The organism is Streptomyces sp. NPDC058964, assembly GCF_042741275.1.
Lineage (GTDB): Bacteria > Actinomycetota > Actinomycetes > Streptomycetales > Streptomycetaceae > Streptomyces.
This window is the reverse complement of the sequence record NZ_JBHYKH010000171.1, coordinates 1-16543: the sequence shown is the minus strand read 5'-3', so window position 1 is coordinate 16543 and position 16543 is coordinate 1. Positions and strand designations below refer to the sequence as shown.

At 69.6% G+C, this 16543-nt stretch carries 9 protein-coding genes and 1 tRNA gene; 9 read left to right on the top strand and 1 reads right to left on the bottom strand.

The window, feature by feature from the left end:
- Positions 1 to 900: 900 nt before the first annotated feature.
- The 9 genes from dnaN (at position 901) to ACFW2E_RS21655 (ending at position 11746) form a co-directional block, all read left to right on the top strand.
- Positions 901 to 2031, top strand: coding sequence for a DNA polymerase III subunit beta (dnaN, locus tag ACFW2E_RS21695; RefSeq protein ID WP_384468706.1), 1131 nt, complete (start codon positions 901 to 903; stop codon positions 2029 to 2031).
- Positions 2032 to 2187: 156 nt separating this feature from the next.
- Complete coding sequence (gene gnd / locus ACFW2E_RS21690) at positions 2188 to 3063, top strand: phosphogluconate dehydrogenase (NAD(+)-dependent, decarboxylating) (protein WP_384468705.1); 876 nt, start codon at positions 2188 to 2190, stop codon at positions 3061 to 3063.
- 104 nt (positions 3064 to 3167) lie between these two features.
- Positions 3168 to 4289 carry a DNA replication/repair protein RecF gene (gene recF / locus ACFW2E_RS21685; RefSeq protein ID WP_384468704.1) on the top strand — a complete coding sequence of 374 codons (1122 nt, stop codon included), beginning with the start codon at positions 3168 to 3170 and terminating at the stop codon, positions 4287 to 4289.
- The gene (locus ACFW2E_RS21680; RefSeq protein WP_384468703.1) at positions 4286 to 4828 is read left to right on the top strand and encodes a DUF721 domain-containing protein; all 543 of its coding nucleotides are present in this window, start codon (positions 4286 to 4288) and stop codon (positions 4826 to 4828) included. The genes recF and ACFW2E_RS21680 overlap by 4 nt, the downstream gene beginning before the upstream one ends.
- A 352-nt stretch (positions 4829 to 5180) precedes the next feature.
- Positions 5181 to 7244 (top strand): DNA topoisomerase (ATP-hydrolyzing) subunit B, encoded by a 2064-nt coding sequence (gyrB, locus tag ACFW2E_RS21675; RefSeq protein ID WP_384468702.1) that lies wholly within the window; start codon positions 5181 to 5183, stop codon positions 7242 to 7244.
- Positions 7245 to 7286: 42 nt separating this feature from the next.
- Positions 7287 to 9896: a DNA gyrase subunit A gene (gene gyrA, locus ACFW2E_RS21670; RefSeq protein ID WP_384468701.1), complete on the top strand. Its 2610-nt coding sequence runs from the start codon at positions 7287 to 7289 to the stop codon at positions 9894 to 9896.
- 18 nt (positions 9897 to 9914) lie between these two features.
- Positions 9915 to 10700, top strand: coding sequence for a DUF3566 domain-containing protein (locus tag ACFW2E_RS21665; protein ID WP_384468700.1), 786 nt, complete (start codon positions 9915 to 9917; stop codon positions 10698 to 10700).
- Between the two features lie 112 nt (positions 10701 to 10812).
- Positions 10813 to 10889, top strand: a tRNA-Ile gene (locus tag ACFW2E_RS21660).
- A 479-nt stretch (positions 10890 to 11368) separates the two neighbouring features.
- Positions 11369 to 11746: a nuclear transport factor 2 family protein gene (locus tag ACFW2E_RS21655; RefSeq protein ID WP_384468699.1), complete on the top strand. Its 378-nt coding sequence runs from the start codon at positions 11369 to 11371 to the stop codon at positions 11744 to 11746.
- 353 nt (positions 11747 to 12099) lie between these two features.
- Here the strand turns inward: ACFW2E_RS21655 and ACFW2E_RS21650 are convergent, their stop codons facing one another.
- The gene (locus tag ACFW2E_RS21650) at positions 12100 to 16113 is read right to left on the bottom strand and encodes an AAA family ATPase (protein WP_384468698.1); all 4014 of its coding nucleotides are present in this window, start codon (positions 16111 to 16113) and stop codon (positions 12100 to 12102) included.
- Positions 16114 to 16543: the final 430 nt, after the last annotated feature.

Genomic DNA, 16543 nt, shown 5'->3' with positions numbered 1-16543 from the left:
CCACAGCCCGGGTGTCGCGCGCCTCCATCGGGGGTGCGGGCCCCCAGGGGTCAACCCCGGGGGGGCGCCTTTCGTCTTGTCCGCCGCCGCATGCCGCCACGGTTCCGCGGGCACACCGGCAGGGCCACGGACCTCCCGGTGTTCGATTACCTGCCGGGTTACGGCCGCTCTCCACAGATTCGGTGACTTTCTTCCGTCCACATCCTGGGGACTGCGAAGTTGTCCAGATCGTGTCCACAAGGGAGCCTGTTGAAAGACCATCAGACCAGGTCACCGGGTTGTGGATTCGTGGACGACGGATCTCCACAGACTGTGGACAAAGCGGAGATCCACAGACTGTGCACGGAGTTGTCCACCGGCAGCCCACAGGCTGGGGCCGGTTGTCCCCAGTGATTCCCGGTTTCTCCACATGGCTGTCCACTGTTCGGCAACCCGACGCACCGGATCACCGCGTCGAGTGAAAGCCGTCACACCAAGGTGCCGGGTTGGGGTGTGGGAAACGTGGGTAAACCTGGGGACGCAGCTGGGGAGAACTGCCCTCGGCCTGTGGGCGGTGTGTGCAGAACTTTCTGTTCTCCACAGATACGCCTGGTTGTCCACTGCTGTCACCCACAGGACCGGTGGACAAAATTTCCGCGCTGAGCTGGGCAAACGTGGTTATCCACGGTATCCACAGGCCCTACTACTACTCCCGACTAGAGAGAGTGCGGAATCCGTTTCGAAGCGGGGCCTGTGCACAACTCGCTGTTTCGAGCCCGACCGCCCCTCGGCACGACTTGACCCCGACAGGCACCTACTGTCAGCGCGGTGCGTCAGACTGGTCCCCGGTGTCCTTCCCGCCGCAGTGGGCGGTGACACCGGGGCGAAGGGCTCAGTAGCAACAGCAGGAGGCGGCTTACGGTGAAGATCCGGGTGGAACGCGACGTACTCGCGGAGGCAGTGGCCTGGGCGGCACGCAGCCTTCCGGCCCGTCCGCCGGCGCCTGTCCTCGCCGGCCTGCTGCTGAAGGCCGAGGACGGGCAGCTGAGCCTGTCCAGCTTCGACTACGAGGTCTCCGCCCGGGTGTCGGTGGAGGCCGAGGTCGAGGAGGAGGGCACCGTCCTCGTCTCCGGGCGTCTGCTCGCCGACATCTCCCGCGCCCTCCCCAACCGGCCGGTGGAGATTTCCACAGACGGTGTACGGGCGACGGTGGTCTGCGGCTCCTCGCGGTTCACACTCCACACCCTGCCTGTGGAGGAGTACCCGTCCCTGCCGCAGATGCCGAACGCGACCGGCACGGTCCCCGGCGAGGTCTTCGCCTCCGCCGTGCAGCAGGTCGCCATCGCCGCGGGCCGCGACGACACGCTGCCGGTCCTCACCGGTGTGCGCATCGAGATCGAGGGCGACACGGTCACCCTGGCGTCCACCGACCGCTACCGCTTCGCGGTCCGCGAGTTCCTGTGGAAGCCGGAGAACCCGGACGCCTCCGCGGTCGCCCTGGTGCCCGCCAAGACGCTCCTGGACACCGCCAAGGCGCTCACCAGCGGCGACAGCGTGACCCTGGCGCTGTCCGGTTCGGGCGCGGGCGAGGGCCTGATCGGTTTCGAGGGCGCCGGACGCCGGACGACCACGCGTCTGCTGGAGGGCGACCTCCCGAAGTACCGCACGCTGTTCCCGACCGAGTTCAACAGCATCGCCGTGATCGAGACCGCCCCCTTCGTGGAGGCCGTCAAGCGCGTCGCCCTGGTCGCCGAGCGGAACACCCCGGTGCGGCTCAGCTTCGAGAAGGGCGTGCTCATCCTGGAGGCGGGCTCCAGCGACGACGCACAGGCTGTGGAAAGGGTGGACGCGCAGCTGGACGGCGACGACATCTCGATCGCCTTCAACCCGACGTTCCTGCTGGACGGCCTGAGCGCCATCGACTCCCCGGTGGCCCAGCTGTCGTTCACGACGTCCACCAAGCCCGCGCTCCTCAGCGGCAAGCCGGCGGTGGACGCCGAGGCGGACGAGGCCTACAAGTACCTGATCATGCCGGTGCGGCTCAGCGGCTGACGGCCGCGCCCCGCCAGCTCCGTCGGATGAAGCCGCAGGTGAGGGCATACGTATGAGCGCGTATGCCCACAGATGTGCGTGAGCGTCCGGGTTTAGGCTCGGACACAGGTACGAACGTGCCCCACACGCCACACAGCAACCTAAGGAACAACTCTGATGGAGCTCGGTCTCGTCGGCCTCGGCAAGATGGGCGGCAACATGCGCGAGCGGATCCGCCGCGCGGGCCACACCGTCATCGGATACGACCGCAACGCGGACCTCGCCGATGTCCACAGCCTCGATGAGCTTGTGGGCAAGCTCTCGGGCCCGCGCGTGGTCTGGGTGATGGTCCCGGCCGGCGAGGCCACCCAGTCCACGATCGACCGGCTCGCCGAGCTCCTGGAGCCCGGCGACGTGGTCGTGGACGGCGGAAACTCCCGCTGGACGGACGACGAGAAGCACGCCGAGGAGCTGGCCGCCAAGGGCATCGGCTTCGTCGACTGCGGCGTCTCCGGTGGCGTCTGGGGCCTGGAGAACGGCTACGCGCTGATGTACGGCGGCGACGCCGAGAACGTCGCCAAGGTGCAGCCGGTCTTCGACGCGCTCAGGCCGAAGGGCGACTTCGGCGCGGTGCACGCGGGCAGGGTCGGGGCGGGCCACTTCGCGAAGATGGTCCACAACGGCATCGAGTACGCGATGATGCAGGCCTACGCCGAGGGCTGGGAGCTCCTGGAGAAGGTCGACTCCGTGACCGACGTCCGTGAGGTCTTCCGCTCCTGGCAGGAGGGCACCGTCATCCGTTCCTGGCTGCTCGACCTCGCGGTGAACGCGCTCGACGAGGACGAGCACCTGGAGGAGCTGAGGGGCTACGCACAGGACTCCGGCGAGGGCCGGTGGACTGTGGAAGCCGCCATAGACAACGCGGTACCGCTTCCCGCGATCACCGCGTCGCTGTTCGCGAGGTTCGCCTCCCGGCAGGAGGACTCGCCGCAGATGAAGATGATCGCCGCGCTGCGGAACCAGTTCGGCGGCCACGCGGTCGAGAAGAAGTAGTCCACACCCTGGGGATGCCGCCCTGGCATCCTCGGGGACGGCCCGGTCGTCCACAGCCTGGGGACACCGGAAGCACCACGTTGGGGGAGGTCGGCGAAACGACCATGCACGTCACGCACCTTTCGCTGGCCGACTTCCGCTCGTACGCCGGGGTCGAGGTCCCGCTCGACCCCGGCGTCACCGCCTTCGTCGGTCCCAACGGGCAGGGGAAGACGAACCTCGTCGAGGCCGTCGGCTACCTCGCCACTCTCGGCAGCCACCGTGTGTCCTCCGACGCTCCGCTGGTCCGTATGGGCGCCGACCGCGCGATCGTGCGGGCTCGGGTCAGACAGGGCGAGCGGGAGCAGCTGGTCGAGCTGGAGCTGAACCCCGGTAAGGCGAACCGTGCCCGGATCAACCGGTCCTCGCAGGTCAGGCCGCGTGACGTGCTGGGGATCGTGCGGACGGTCCTGTTCGCCCCCGAGGACCTGGCCCTGGTCAAGGGCGACCCCGGTGAGCGGCGGCGCTTCCTCGACGAGCTGATCACCGCCCGCTCCCCGCGCATGGCGGGGGTCCGTTCCGACTACGAGCGGGTCCTCAAGCAGCGGAACACTCTGCTGAAGACGGCCGCGCTGGCCCGTCGGCACGGCGGCCGGTCCATGGACCTGTCCACACTGGACGTGTGGGACCAGCACCTGGCCCGGGCCGGTGCCGAGCTGCTCGCCCAGCGCCTCGACCTGATCGCCGCGATCCAGCCGCTGGCCGACAAGGCCTACGAACAGCTGGCACCCGGCGGCGGTCCCGTCGCGCTGGAGTACAAGCCGTCCGCGCCCGGCGAGGCCCACGCGCGTGAGGACCTGTACGCCCAGCTGATGGCGGCCCTGACCGAGGCCCGCAAGCAGGAGATCGAACGGGGCGTCACGCTCGTGGGCCCCCACCGCGACGATCTGGTTCTCAAACTCGGTCAGCTGCCGGCCAAGGGGTACGCCTCCCACGGCGAGTCCTGGTCCTATGCGCTGGCGCTGCGCCTTGCCTCGTACGACCTGCTGCGCGCGGAGGGCAACGAGCCGGTGCTGATCCTCGACGACGTGTTCGCCGAGCTGGACGCCCGGCGCCGGGAACGGCTGGCCGAGCTGGTCGCACCCGGTGAGCAGGTCCTGGTGACCGCCGCGGTCGACGACGACGTACCGCTCGTACTGGCAGGGGCGCGGTATTCCGTGTCCGGCGGGACGGTGGAGCGCGTATGAGCACCGACGAACCCACCCCGCAGGGAGCGGGGAAGAGCCCCGAGCCCTCCGGAGTCGACCTCGCGCGCGTGGCGCTGCGCGCCGCGAAGGAGCAGGCACGTGCGCGGGGCGCCGCGGCTCAGCAGAAGAAGCAGGCCCGGCGCGGCGGCCTGCGCTCCGGCGCGCGCGCCGACGGCCGCGACCCCATGGCGCTCGGCGCGGCGATCAACCGGCTGATCAACGAGCGTGGCTGGGAGACCCCGGCAGCGGTGGGCGGGGTCATGGGCCGCTGGCCGCAGATCGTCGGCGAGGACCTGGCCAAACACTGCGTACCGCAGCGTTACGACGAGGACGAGCGCGTCCTGACCGTGCAGTGCGACTCCACGGCGTGGGCGACGCAGCTGAGGCTGCTCGCCCCGACCCTGGTCGCCCGCCTCAACGAGGACCTCGGCCAGGGCGCGGTGCGGCTGATCAAGGTGCTCGGCCCGGGCGGTCCCGCCCGTCGTTACGGCTCTTTGCGTGCCCCGGGCAGCACGGGACCCGGCGACACCTACGGGTGACTTACCTCACGTGCCGGAGCGGGCGTGTGCTCTTGTCGTACAACCGCACGCGGTTGCGAATCCGGACCTGACCCCGGAGTAGCCAAGGGTTGACAGCCGGAAGCGCTGAGTGCCTCCGTGAGCCTCTTGGAGCCCCCATCCGTATATCGGGACCCGGTCGGGACCGGTTCAGGGCGGCACATGGGGACTCAGGTACCGGCAAACCCCCATCACTGTCGGCGCTACCGGTAGACTGGAAGCCAATCCCGCCCCACTCGTGGGGACCGCCCGGGAAAAGCTGAGCAACGCTGATCAAGGCTTACCAACGCAACATGCCGCAGCCGCTCCGGCAACCCGCCGACGAGCCCGGCTCGTGCTGTGCCAGAAAGGGCGCTTCGTGGCCGATTCCGGCAACCCCAACGAGAACATCCCGTCCACCGACGCCGGCGCGAACGGTGAGGTCACCGCCTCGTACGACGCCAGCGCCATCACCGTCCTCGAAGGGCTGGACGCGGTCCGCAAGCGGCCGGGTATGTACATCGGCTCCACCGGCGAGCGCGGTCTGCACCACCTGGTCTACGAGGTCGTCGACAACTCGGTCGACGAGGCGCTGGCCGGGCACGCGGACACCATCGACGTGACGATCCTGGCCGACGGCGGCGTGCGCGTCATCGACAACGGCCGTGGCATCCCGGTGGGCATCGTCCCCTCCGAGGGGAAGCCCGCCCTGGAGGTCGTCCTGACGGTGCTGCACGCGGGCGGCAAGTTCGGCGGCGGCGGCTACGCCGTCTCCGGCGGTCTGCACGGCGTCGGCGTCTCCGTCGTGAACGCGCTGTCCAGCAAGGTGTCGGTGGAGGTCAGGACCGACGGCCACCGCTGGACGCAGGACTACAAGATGGGCGTCCCGACGGCCCCGCTCGCCCAGCACGAGGCGATCGACGAGACCGGCACCTCGGTGACCTTCTGGGCCGACGCGGACATCTTCGAGACCACCGAGTACTCCTTCGAGACGCTTTCGCGGCGCTTCCAGGAGATGGCGTTCCTCAACAAGGGTTTGACGATCAAACTCACTGACGAGCGCGAGTCGGCGAAGGCCACGTCCGGGGCGGACGAGGCGGGCGCCGACGAGAAGGCCGAGGTCAAGACCGTCACGTACCACTACGAGGGCGGCATCGTCGACTTCGTGAAGTACCTGAACTCCCGCAAGGGGGACGTGGTCCACCCCACCGTGATCGACCTGGAGGCCGAGGACAAGGACAAGAGCCTGTCCCTCGAGGTCGCGATGCAGTGGAACAGCGGCTACAGCGAGGGCGTGTACTCCTTCGCGAACATCATCCACACCCACGAGGGCGGTACCCACGAAGAGGGCTTCCGCGCCGCGCTGACCTCGCTGATCAACAAGTACGCCCGGGACAAGAAGCTGCTGCGGGAGAAGGACGACAACCTCACGGGTGACGACATCCGCGAGGGTCTGACCGCGATCATCTCGGTGAAGCTGAGCGAGCCGCAGTTCGAGGGCCAGACCAAGACCAAGCTGGGCAACACGGAGGCGAAGACCTTCGTCCAGAAGGCCGTCTACGAGCACCTCAACGACTGGCTGGACCGCAACCCCAACGAGGCGGCGGACATCATCCGCAAGGGCATCCAGGCGGCCACCGCGCGCGTGGCGGCCCGCAAGGCCCGTGACCTCACCCGCCGCAAGGGCCTCCTGGAGAGCGCGTCCCTGCCGGGCAAGCTGTCGGACTGCCAGTCCAACGACCCGACCAAGTGCGAGATCTTCATCGTCGAGGGTGACTCCGCCGGTGGTTCGGCCAAGTCCGGCCGCAACCCGCAGTACCAGGCGATCCTCCCGATCCGAGGCAAGATCCTCAACGTCGAGAAGGCGCGGATCGACAAGATCCTGCAGAATCAGGAGATCCAGGCGCTGATCTCCGCCTTCGGCACGGGCGTGCACGAGGACTTCGACATCGAGAAGCTCCGCTATCACAAGATCATCCTGATGGCGGACGCCGACGTCGACGGCCAGCACATCAACACCCTGCTGCTGACCTTCCTGTTCCGCTTCATGCGGCCGCTGGTCGAGGCCGGGCACGTGTTCCTGTCCCGTCCCCCGCTCTACAAGATCAAGTGGGGCCGTGACGAGGTCGAGTACGCGTACTCCGACCGTGAGCGCGACGCTCTGCTGGAGCTGGGCCGTCAGCGCGGCAAGCGCGTCCGCGAGGACTCGATCCAGCGCTTCAAGGGTCTCGGCGAGATGAACGCCGAGGAGCTGCGCGTGACCACGATGGACATCGAGCACCGCGTCCTCGGCCAGGTCACCCTCGACGACGCCGCCCAGGCCGACGACCTGTTCTCGGTCCTCATGGGCGAGGACGTCGAGGCCCGCCGCGCGTTCATCCAGCGCAACGCCAAGGACGTCCGCTTCCTCGACATCTGAGTCGGTCTCAGCTGACCGCGTCAGAAAGGATCCTCACCAGCAATGGCCGACGAGACCCCCACCACTCCTCCGGGCCCCGCCACGCCTGAAGAGGCCGGCGAGAGCACCGTACGCGTCGAGCCCGTCGGGCTCGAGACGGAGATGCAGCGCTCGTACCTCGACTACGCGATGTCCGTCATCGTGTCCCGCGCGCTGCCCGACGTCCGCGACGGTCTCAAGCCCGTCCACCGCCGCGTCCTGTACGCCATGTACGACGGCGGCTACCGCCCCGAGCGCGGCTTCTACAAGTGCGCCCGCGTCGTGGGTGACGTCATGGGCAACTACCACCCCCACGGCGACTCCTCGATCTACGACGCGCTGGTCCGTCTCGCCCAGCCCTGGGCGATGCGCATGCCGCTCGTCGACTCCAACGGCAACTTCGGCTCCCCGGGCAACGACCCGGCGGCCGCCATGCGCTACACCGAGTGCAAGATGGCGCCGCTGTCGATGGAGATGGTCCGCGACATCGACGAGGAGACCGTCGACTTCACGGACAACTACGACGGCCGTTCCCAGGAGCCGACCGTCCTGCCGTCGCGCTTCCCGAACCTGCTGATCAACGGTTCGGCCGGCATCGCGGTCGGCATGGCCACCAACATCCCGCCGCACAACCTGCGCGAGGTCGCGGCCGGCGCCCAGTGGTACCTGGAGAACCCGGAGGCCTCGCACGAGGAGCTCCTCGACGCGCTCATCGAGCGCATCAAGGGTCCGGACTTCCCCACCGGCGCGCTCGTCGTCGGCCGCAAGGGGATCGAGGAGGCCTACCGCACGGGCCGCGGCTCGATCACCATGCGCGCGGTCGTCGAGGTCGAGGAGATCCAGAACCGCCAGTGCCTGGTGGTCACCGAGCTGCCGTACCAGACCAACCCGGACAACCTCGCGCAGAAGATCGCCGACCTGGTGAAGGACGGCAAGATCGGCGGCATCGCCGACGTCCGTGACGAGACCTCGTCCCGCACGGGCCAGCGCCTGGTCATCGTCCTGAAGCGCGACGCGGTCGCCAAGGTCGTGCTGAACAACCTCTACAAGCACACCGACCTGCAGACGAACTTCGGCGCCAACATGCTGGCGCTGGTCGACGGCGTGCCGCGCACGCTCTCGCTGGACGCGTTCATCCGGCACTGGGTGACGCACCAGATCGAGGTCATCGTCCGTCGTACGCGCTTCCGGCTGCGCAAGGCCGAGGAGCGGGCGCACATCCTGCGCGGTCTGCTGAAGGCCCTGGACGCCATCGACGAGGTCATCGCCCTGATCCGGCGCAGTGAGACCGTCGAGATCGCGCGCGGCGGCCTGATGGACCTCCTGGAGATCGACGAGATCCAGGCGAACGCCATCCTCGAGATGCAGCTGCGCCGGCTGGCCGCCCTGGAGCGCCAGAAGATCGTCCAGGAGCACGACGAACTCCAGGCGAAGATCAACGAGTACAACGAGATCCTCGCCTCCCCGGTCCGTCAGCGGGGCATCGTCAGCGAGGAGCTGGCCGCGATCGTCGAGAAGTTCGGCGACGACCGCAAGACCATGCTGGTGCCCTACGACGGTGACATGTCCATCGAGGACCTGATCGCCGAGGAGGACATCGTCGTCACCGTCTCGCGCGGCGGCTACGTCAAGCGGACGAAGACGGACGACTACCGGGCGCAGAAGCGCGGCGGCAAGGGCGTACGCGGCACGAAGCTGAAGGAAGACGACATCGTCGACCACTTCTTCGTCTCGACCACGCACCACTGGCTGCTGTTCTTCACCAACAAGGGCCGGGTCTACCGCGCGAAGGCGTACGAACTGCCGGACGCCGGCCGTGACGCGCGCGGGCAGCACGTCGCGAACCTGCTGGCCTTCCAGCCGGACGAGGCGATCGCGGAGATCCTGGCGATCCGGGACTACGAGGCGGCGCCGTACCTGGTGCTGGCCACCAAGGCGGGTCTGGTCAAGAAGACCCCGCTGAAGGACTACGACTCCCCGCGCTCGGGTGGCGTCATCGCCATCAACCTCCGTGAGCGTGAGGACGGTTCCGACGACGAACTGATCGGAGCCGAGCTCGTCTCGGCCGATGACGATCTGCTGCTGATCAGCAAGAAGGCGCAGTCGATCAGGTTCACCGCTTCGGACGAGTCGCTGCGACCCATGGGCCGTGCCACCTCGGGTGTGAAGGGCATGAGTTTCCGCGGGGGCGACGAGCTGCTCTCGATGAATGTTGTTCGACCCGGTACGTTCGTGTTCACTGCCACGGACGGCGGGTACGCGAAGCGGACCGCTGTCGACGAGTACCGCGTCCAGGGTCGCGGTGGCCTGGGCATCAAGGCCGCCAAGATCGTGGAGGACCGCGGCTCGCTCGTCGGCGCGCTGGTTGTCGAGGAGAGCGACGAGATCCTCGCCATCACGCTGTCCGGCGGTGTGATTCGTACGCGAGTCAACGAGGTCAGGGAGACGGGCCGTGACACCATGGGCGTCCAACTGATCAACCTGGGCAAGCGCGATGCCGTGGTCGGTATCGCTCGTAACGCCGAGGCGGGGCGCGAGGCGGAGGAGGTCGACGGCGACGATGCCGTGGACGAGACCGCCGAGGCTGCCGCGACCACCGGCACGGACGAGGGTGAGGCGCCCTCGGCCGAGTAGCACGAGGAGTGAGTCATCGTGAGCGGAGCCACGGGCGCCGGTTCGGTCGGAACGTCGACCGGCAAGCAGAAGGACGACGGCGGCCGTGGCTCCGCCACGAGCGCGGGCAGCCCCACGGACCCGCACACGACCAATCTCAAGGCGGTCGAGCCGTCCGCCTCCGACTCGCACTCGCCCGACACGCATGGATCCCAGGGGGGAACTGTGACGGACACCCGAGGCCCGCAGACCCAGCACACGGCTGGCGCGGGCCCGGCCGCCCAGCAGCAGTCGGCCGGTACCGCGGCTCACGCGCCCGAAGCCGCCTCGCCGCTGCCGGGTGAGCGCCAGTCCCAGCAGGCCTCCGGGCCCTACCACCCGCCGCAGGCCTACCCGGCTCAGGCCCCGACGGATGGCGTACGCCGGCCGCGCACGGGTGTGCGCACCACACCCCGCACCCGAAAGGCGCGACTGCGTGTGGCCAAGGCCGACCCGTGGTCGGTGATGAAGGTCAGCTTCCTGCTCTCCATCGCGCTGGGCATCTGCACGATCGTCGCGTCCGCCGTGCTGTGGATGGTCATGAACGCGATGGGCGTGTTCTCGACGGTCGGCGGCACGATCTCGGAGGCGACCGGCTCGAACGAGGCCAACGGCTTCGACCTGCAGGCCTTCCTGTCCCTCCCGCACGTCCTGACGTTCACGGCGATCATCGCGGTCATCGACGTCGTCCTCGCGACGGCCCTGGCCACGCTGGGCGCGTTCATCTACAACCTCTCCGCGGGCTTCGTCGGCGGCGTCGAGCTGACGCTGGCCGAGGACGAGTGACCGGGGTTCCAAACCTCCGCAGCCCGTCCTGCGACAACCGATTTTGGGACTGCCCCGGTCGTGCGCTAATCTTCAGGAGTCAGCGCGCGGGACACACACCGCAGAGCGCGGCGGGGCTATAGCTCAGTTGGTTAGAGCGCATCCCTGATAAGGATGAGGCCACAGGTTCAAATCCTGTTAGCCCCACCAGCACAAAGACCCCCGGTCCACACGGACCGGGGGTCTTTGACATCTACGGCTGACATCAGCGGATCAGCGGACTCTTCCAGCAGCTCCGCGAGCATCGCGACTGCTTCCCGTTCGTCGGAGCCGACCACGTGTGTGTAGACGTCCATGGTCATGCTGATCTGGCTGTGCCACAGGATCGCCTGGGCGACCTTGGGATGGACCGTCAGGAAGGTGAGCAGGGTCCCGCAAGTGTGGCGGCCAGCCGGACTATGGCGCCGTGATCAATCCTCACAGTCGTTCGTACAGTGGCGCGCTCCACCAGGACGCCAGGAACCACGCCCGTTCCGCGGTGCGTGGGCCGACGGCAGACGGGATGGGAGCCAGTGGGGGTTGGGGTGGGCGTTCAGGGCATTCGGGGCCCGGTCGTACCTCCTGGCCTTGGGAGCGTTCGACTCGTCGTTGGTGCGGCTTCTGTCAGACCGCTGTGGGAAGCTCCGTCGATGGAATCCTCGAAGGTGATTGAGAGCCTGTGGGACCGGATCCAGGCTCGGGACTGGGCAGGCGTCGCCGAGTTGATCGCGGAAGATGTCGTAGTCGAGTGGCCGATCAGCCTCGAACGCATCATGGGCCGGGCAAACTTCGTCGCGGTGAACCGTGAATATCCGGAGGGCTGGTCGATTCGGGTGCTCAAGGTGGTGGCCGAGGGTGACGAAGTCGTCTCCGAGGTCGAAGTGCCACACGACAGTCTTGGCGTCTTCCGCGCAGCATCGTTCTGGACCGTCCGTGACGGGCAGATCGTCCGTGGGACGGAGTACTGGACGAGCCTGGGAGCGGACCCGCAGCCTGAATGGCGGGCCGCCCTCGTCGAACCGATGTAGTGCGGCGGGCCCCTGTGAGCCCAGGTGAGGAGTCCTCGCCGGAAGCGGGGTTCGTTGATGCAGCGGGCGGCTCTGTCGAGAGGGCATCCAGCGCCTGACACCAACGGCTGACACCAACAGGCACGAACTTCGGCGATCAGCGCACCGATGTACCGATGTGCGGCGCCGGAAGGTTGCCCGGTCGTGGTCCTGCGGGCATGAAAGCGCCCGACCGCTGGCGACGGGGGATGCACCAGCGGTCGGGCTGCGGCCAACAGTAACAAGGCGGATTGCACGGTGGGAGCCGACTGCTCTGCTGCGATGAGCAGTTGTGATCGGGATCACGCAAGCGCTGTCTGAAACGGTCGGTCCGGTCACCGGTCGCACGGGGGCTCGTACGAGAGCCGGGGCAGGTATTCGTGCCACTTCTCCGGGGTCAGGACGCCCCGGGTGATGGAGCAGATGTGGTCGATCGCCCGGTCGGCGTCCAGCTCCCACAGCCGCACCGTGTCGGCGCCGCTGGAGACGCCGAGCACATCGCTGTCGGGGCTGAACGACAGGAAGTTGCCCGTCCTGGCGTTGGGGCTCATCGACTGTCCGATGGCCGAGGCCTCGGAGGGGCGGGTGACGTTCCACAGCCGGACCGTGTCGTCGTTGCCGCCGCTCGCCAGCGTGCGGCCGTCCTGGCTGAACGTCAGTGACACGACCGCCTCGGTGTGGCCGGTCAGGGCCGGGCCCAGCCCGCTCGCCGCGACGGGGTCGGTGACGTTCCACAGGCGGACCGTGCCGTCGTCGCTGCCGCTGGCCAGCGTGTGACCGTCGGGGCTGTACGCCAGCGCGTTGACCGGTGCCAGGTGACCATCGAGCGGCTTGCCGATCTGCCCCGCGTGGCGTGGGTCGGTGACGTTCCACAGGCGGACCGTGGTGTCGGCGCTGCCGCTGGCGAGCGTGCGCCCGTCGGGACTGAAGACAAGGGTGTCGACATAGCCCGTGTGGCCGGAGAGCGGGGCGCCGAGGGGGCGCGGGTGGGCGGGGTCGGCCGCGTTCCACAGCCGGATGGTGCGGTCGTCGTAAGCGGTGGCCAGGGTGCGTCCGTCCGGGCTGAACGCCAGTGCGTCGGGCCCGGCGAACCGTGTCCGCAGGGCGACGGGCGGGCCGTACGCGACCGGGTGAGCCGGGTCGGTGACCTTCCACAGCTGCATCGCGCGGCTGCCCGTCAGCACGGCGAGGGTGCCGCCGTCGGGGGAGAACACCAGCGACCGCACGTCGCCCTCGCCGGGCATGAACGGGTCGCTCAGCAGCACGGGCCGGTTGCGGGCCCGTACGTCCCACAGCCGGACCCGTCCGTCGCGCGCGGCCGTGGCGAGCACCCGCCCGTCCGGGCGGAAGGCACCGATCCGGCCGATCATGTCCGACGTCGGGATCGACCACAGGCGGACCTTGTTGTCTCCGCTGCCGGTGGCCAGGGTCCTGCCGTCGGGGCTGAAGCCCACGGCGTACATCTCGCCGCTGCTGCCCGCCAGCGGCTCGCCGACCTGCGACGGGTAGGCCGGGTTGCGCACGTTCCACAGGCTCGCCGTGCTGTCCGCGCTGCCCGCGGCGAGTCTGGTGCCGTCGGGGCTGAAGGCCACCGACCAGACGGGACCGGTGTGGCCGGTGAGCGGAGTGCCGAGCTGCCGCGCGTGGCGCGGGTCGCCCACGTTCCACAGGCGGATGGTGTCGTCCGCGCTGCCGCTGGCCAGGGTGCGGCCGTCGGGGTTGAAGGACAGGGAGTGCACCGTGCCGGTGTGGCCGGTGAGCGGCTTGCCGACCGGCTCCGGACGGCGCGGGGCGGCGGTGTTCCACAGCCGGATCGTCTTGTCGTCGCCGCCGGCCGCCAGCGTGCGACCGTCGGGACTGAACGCCACGCAGCGCACGGCGGCGGTGGGACCGGTCAGGGTGGCGAGCGCCCTCGGGCGGGCCGGGTCCCGCACGTCCCACAGGCGTACGGTGCGATCTTCGTCGGCGGAGGCGAGGGTCCGCCCGTCCGGGCTGAAGGCGAGCAGGTAGACCGTGCCGCCGTGGCCGGACAGGGGTGCGGCGAGGGCACGCGGGTGATCGGGGTTCCGCAGGTCCCACAGCCGGATCGTGCCGTCGTCCGAGGCGCTGGCGAGGGTGTGGCCGTCGGGGCTGAAGACCGCGGTGCTCACCCAGCTCGTGTGGCCGGTGAGGGGCTTGCCGAGGGGTTTGGGCCGGGTCGGGTCGGTGACGTTCCACAGTCGGACGGTCCGGTCGTAGCTGGCGGTGGCCAGGACGTGGCCGTCCGGGCTGAACGTGGTCAGATAGACGGCACCCGTGTGGCCGAGCAGCGGTGTGGCCAGCGGGGCGTTCACGATCGAGATCAGCCGGTTGTTCGTGCCCTCGTCGCCGGGCCGCAGACGGTGTGCCACCAGGTCGAGCTGGGCGGACAGCGACGGGTCCGTGTACTGGACGCGGTCGGCCTCGGCGACGACCTGCTGGAACACCGCGTCGTCCCGCTGCTGGCGCGCCACCACTGCCGAGCCGACGGCCAGGACGGCCAGGACGACGAGGGCGGCCACCGCGGCCCGGCTGATCCGGACGGTGCGTCTGCGCAGCCTGACCGAAGCGGCCAGGAACTCCACCGCGCTCCTGGTCAGGAAGGTGTCACCGGTGGATTTCGCCCAGGTGTGTGCCTGCTCGAGACGGGAGCCCCGGTAGAGCAGTGACGCGTCGCGGGACGAGCCCTCCCACGCCCTGCCGTCCTCCTCCAGCCGCTGGCGCAGCAGGTTGCCGTTCCGGTCCTCGTCGATCCAGTCGCGCAGCCGGGGCCAGGCGTGGAGCAGGGCCTCGTGGGTGATCTCGACGGTCTCCGCGTCGAGGGTCACCAGCCGGGCGCGTACCAGGGCCTCCAGCGACTCCTCCGTCTTGCCCGGGTCGGTCGACTCCTGTGCCAGCTGGCGCCGGGTCCCGCGCCGGCGGGTGGCCTGGGTGTCCTCGCCCAGCCGGACCAGCCGGAGCAGGAGCAGTCGCGCGGCCGTGCGCGCGGCCGGGTCGAGGCCGGACCAGGCCCGCTCGGCGGTCGCCGCCACCGCCCCCTGGATTCCGCCCGCCGCGCGGTAGCCGGCCAGGGTGAGCCGTCCCGCCTTCCGTCGCTGCCAGGTGGCCAGCAGGGCGTGGGACAACAGCGGCAGTACGCCCGCGCCGTGCGCCCCTCGGGGGCCGTCGGCGCTCACTTCCCGGACGATGAGCTCCGCGAGGCCCGGTTCGAGTTCCACGCCCACGGCCCTCGCCGGGCCGGTCACCGCTTCGCGCAGCTCCGCGGTGGTGAGCGGGCCGAGCACCATGTGCCGGTGCTGCAGCGCGTCGGCCAGTTCGGGATACCGCAGGCACTGGTCGTAGAAGTCGGCGCGTATGCCGAGGACCACGAGCACGGGGGCGGGATCGCCCGGGGTGGCGGGTGAGCAGGCGGACTGCAGGAGCTGGACGAAGGCGCGCCTGTTCGCCTCGTCGGAGCAGAGGGTGAACGTCTCTTCGAACTGGTCCACGATGACGACCGGAGGGGTGCCCGGGGGCGTCTCGCGTCCGGCCCACGCCGTGACGGCCTCCCGCACCGCGTGCGCGAATGCCGGGGTGCCGGGCTCCCGCGAGGAGACGACCGGCGCGAGTTCCGGGATGCGGCGGGTGAGTTCCGCGAGGGGATCGGCCCCCGGCACCAGCTGCAGGACGCCTCTCGCGGGGCTGTCGTCGTCGCCCGGCGCGCCGTTCCGCAGCGCCGGCACCAGTCCGGCGTTCAGCAGGGAGGACTTGCCGGCTCCCGAGGCGCCGACGAGCATGACCAGGCCGCCGCTCCGCTCGGTCGCGCGGAGCTGGGCGACCAGGGCGTCCGTGCTGCGCTCCCGGCCGAAGAACCAGCGGGCGTCCTGCCTGCGGTACGAGGCCAGCCCCCGGTACGGGCACACACCCGGGACGGCCGAGGCGTCGTCCGCACCCTGTGCCTCCTCCTTCCCGGATCCCGTGGCTCCGGCCGGTCCCGCGGGACGGTCGCCCACCGGATCGGCCACCGCGCGTTCCCACAGCCGCTGCCACTGGGCCAGGTCGTACAGGCCCGTGGAGACCGGCGCGGGCTGTGCGCGCCGTGCCTGGGGGACCAGTACGTGCAGCACCGCGGCGAGGGCGGTGAACTGGGCCGGTACGTTCTTCGCCCGCCGCCAGTCACTGATCCGCTGGGCGGAGACCCGTACGGGACGCCCTCGTTCGTCGACCCGGTGGAGCCGGTCGACCGCCTCGGCCACGCGTTTGAGGGGAGGGTTGCCCGCTTCCTTGTAGAGCAGCGCGAGACGCTCCGCGAAGGCTGTGCGTGCCCCTGAGTCGGAACTCAAGGTCTCCACCCCTTACTTCCCCCCGCATCTGGGCATCCGGACCGGAAAACTCACTTTATACGGCTGACCTGCGGCGAAGTCGGGGTCCGGACGCCGGTACCTCCTCGGCGGGGGCCTCAACTGGCAGGATCTCGACGCAGGGGCGCCTCCGCCGGGCGTCGCCCAGCCAGGCCACCTGCTCAGCGTTGGAAGAGACAGTTCACGACGCCGCACGTTCTCGGTCAGCTTCCGCCGAAGACGCGGGACGGTGGTGTCGTTCTCGTCACGCGAGCTCGTACGACCCGTGCAGACAGTCCCTCGCGGACTGCCGTCCGCCGACGACGGGTCCGGCCTTCCCCCGACCCCGCGCCGGAACGCGGCGGGTGGCCCACCACCCTGCGATAGGGGCGCCGGCCACCCCCGGTGGGGGACCCGGCGCCAACGCCCGCGTGGGCCCCCC

Bases quoted from the DNA above. Each gene is read 5' to 3' on its own strand.
- gnd (WP_384468705.1), top strand. From the start codon at position 2,188: ATGGAGCTCGGTCTCGTCGGCCTCGGCAAGATGGGCGGCAACATGCGC.
- recF (WP_384468704.1), top strand. From the start codon at position 3,168: ATGCACGTCACGCACCTTTCGCTGGCCGACTTCCGCTCGTACGCCGGG.
- ACFW2E_RS21680 (WP_384468703.1), top strand. From the start codon at position 4,286: ATGAGCACCGACGAACCCACCCCGCAGGGAGCGGGGAAGAGCCCCGAG.
- gyrA (WP_384468701.1), top strand. From the start codon at position 7,287: ATGGCCGACGAGACCCCCACCACTCCTCCGGGCCCCGCCACGCCTGAA.
- ACFW2E_RS21655 (WP_384468699.1), top strand. From the start codon at position 11,369: ATGGAATCCTCGAAGGTGATTGAGAGCCTGTGGGACCGGATCCAGGCT.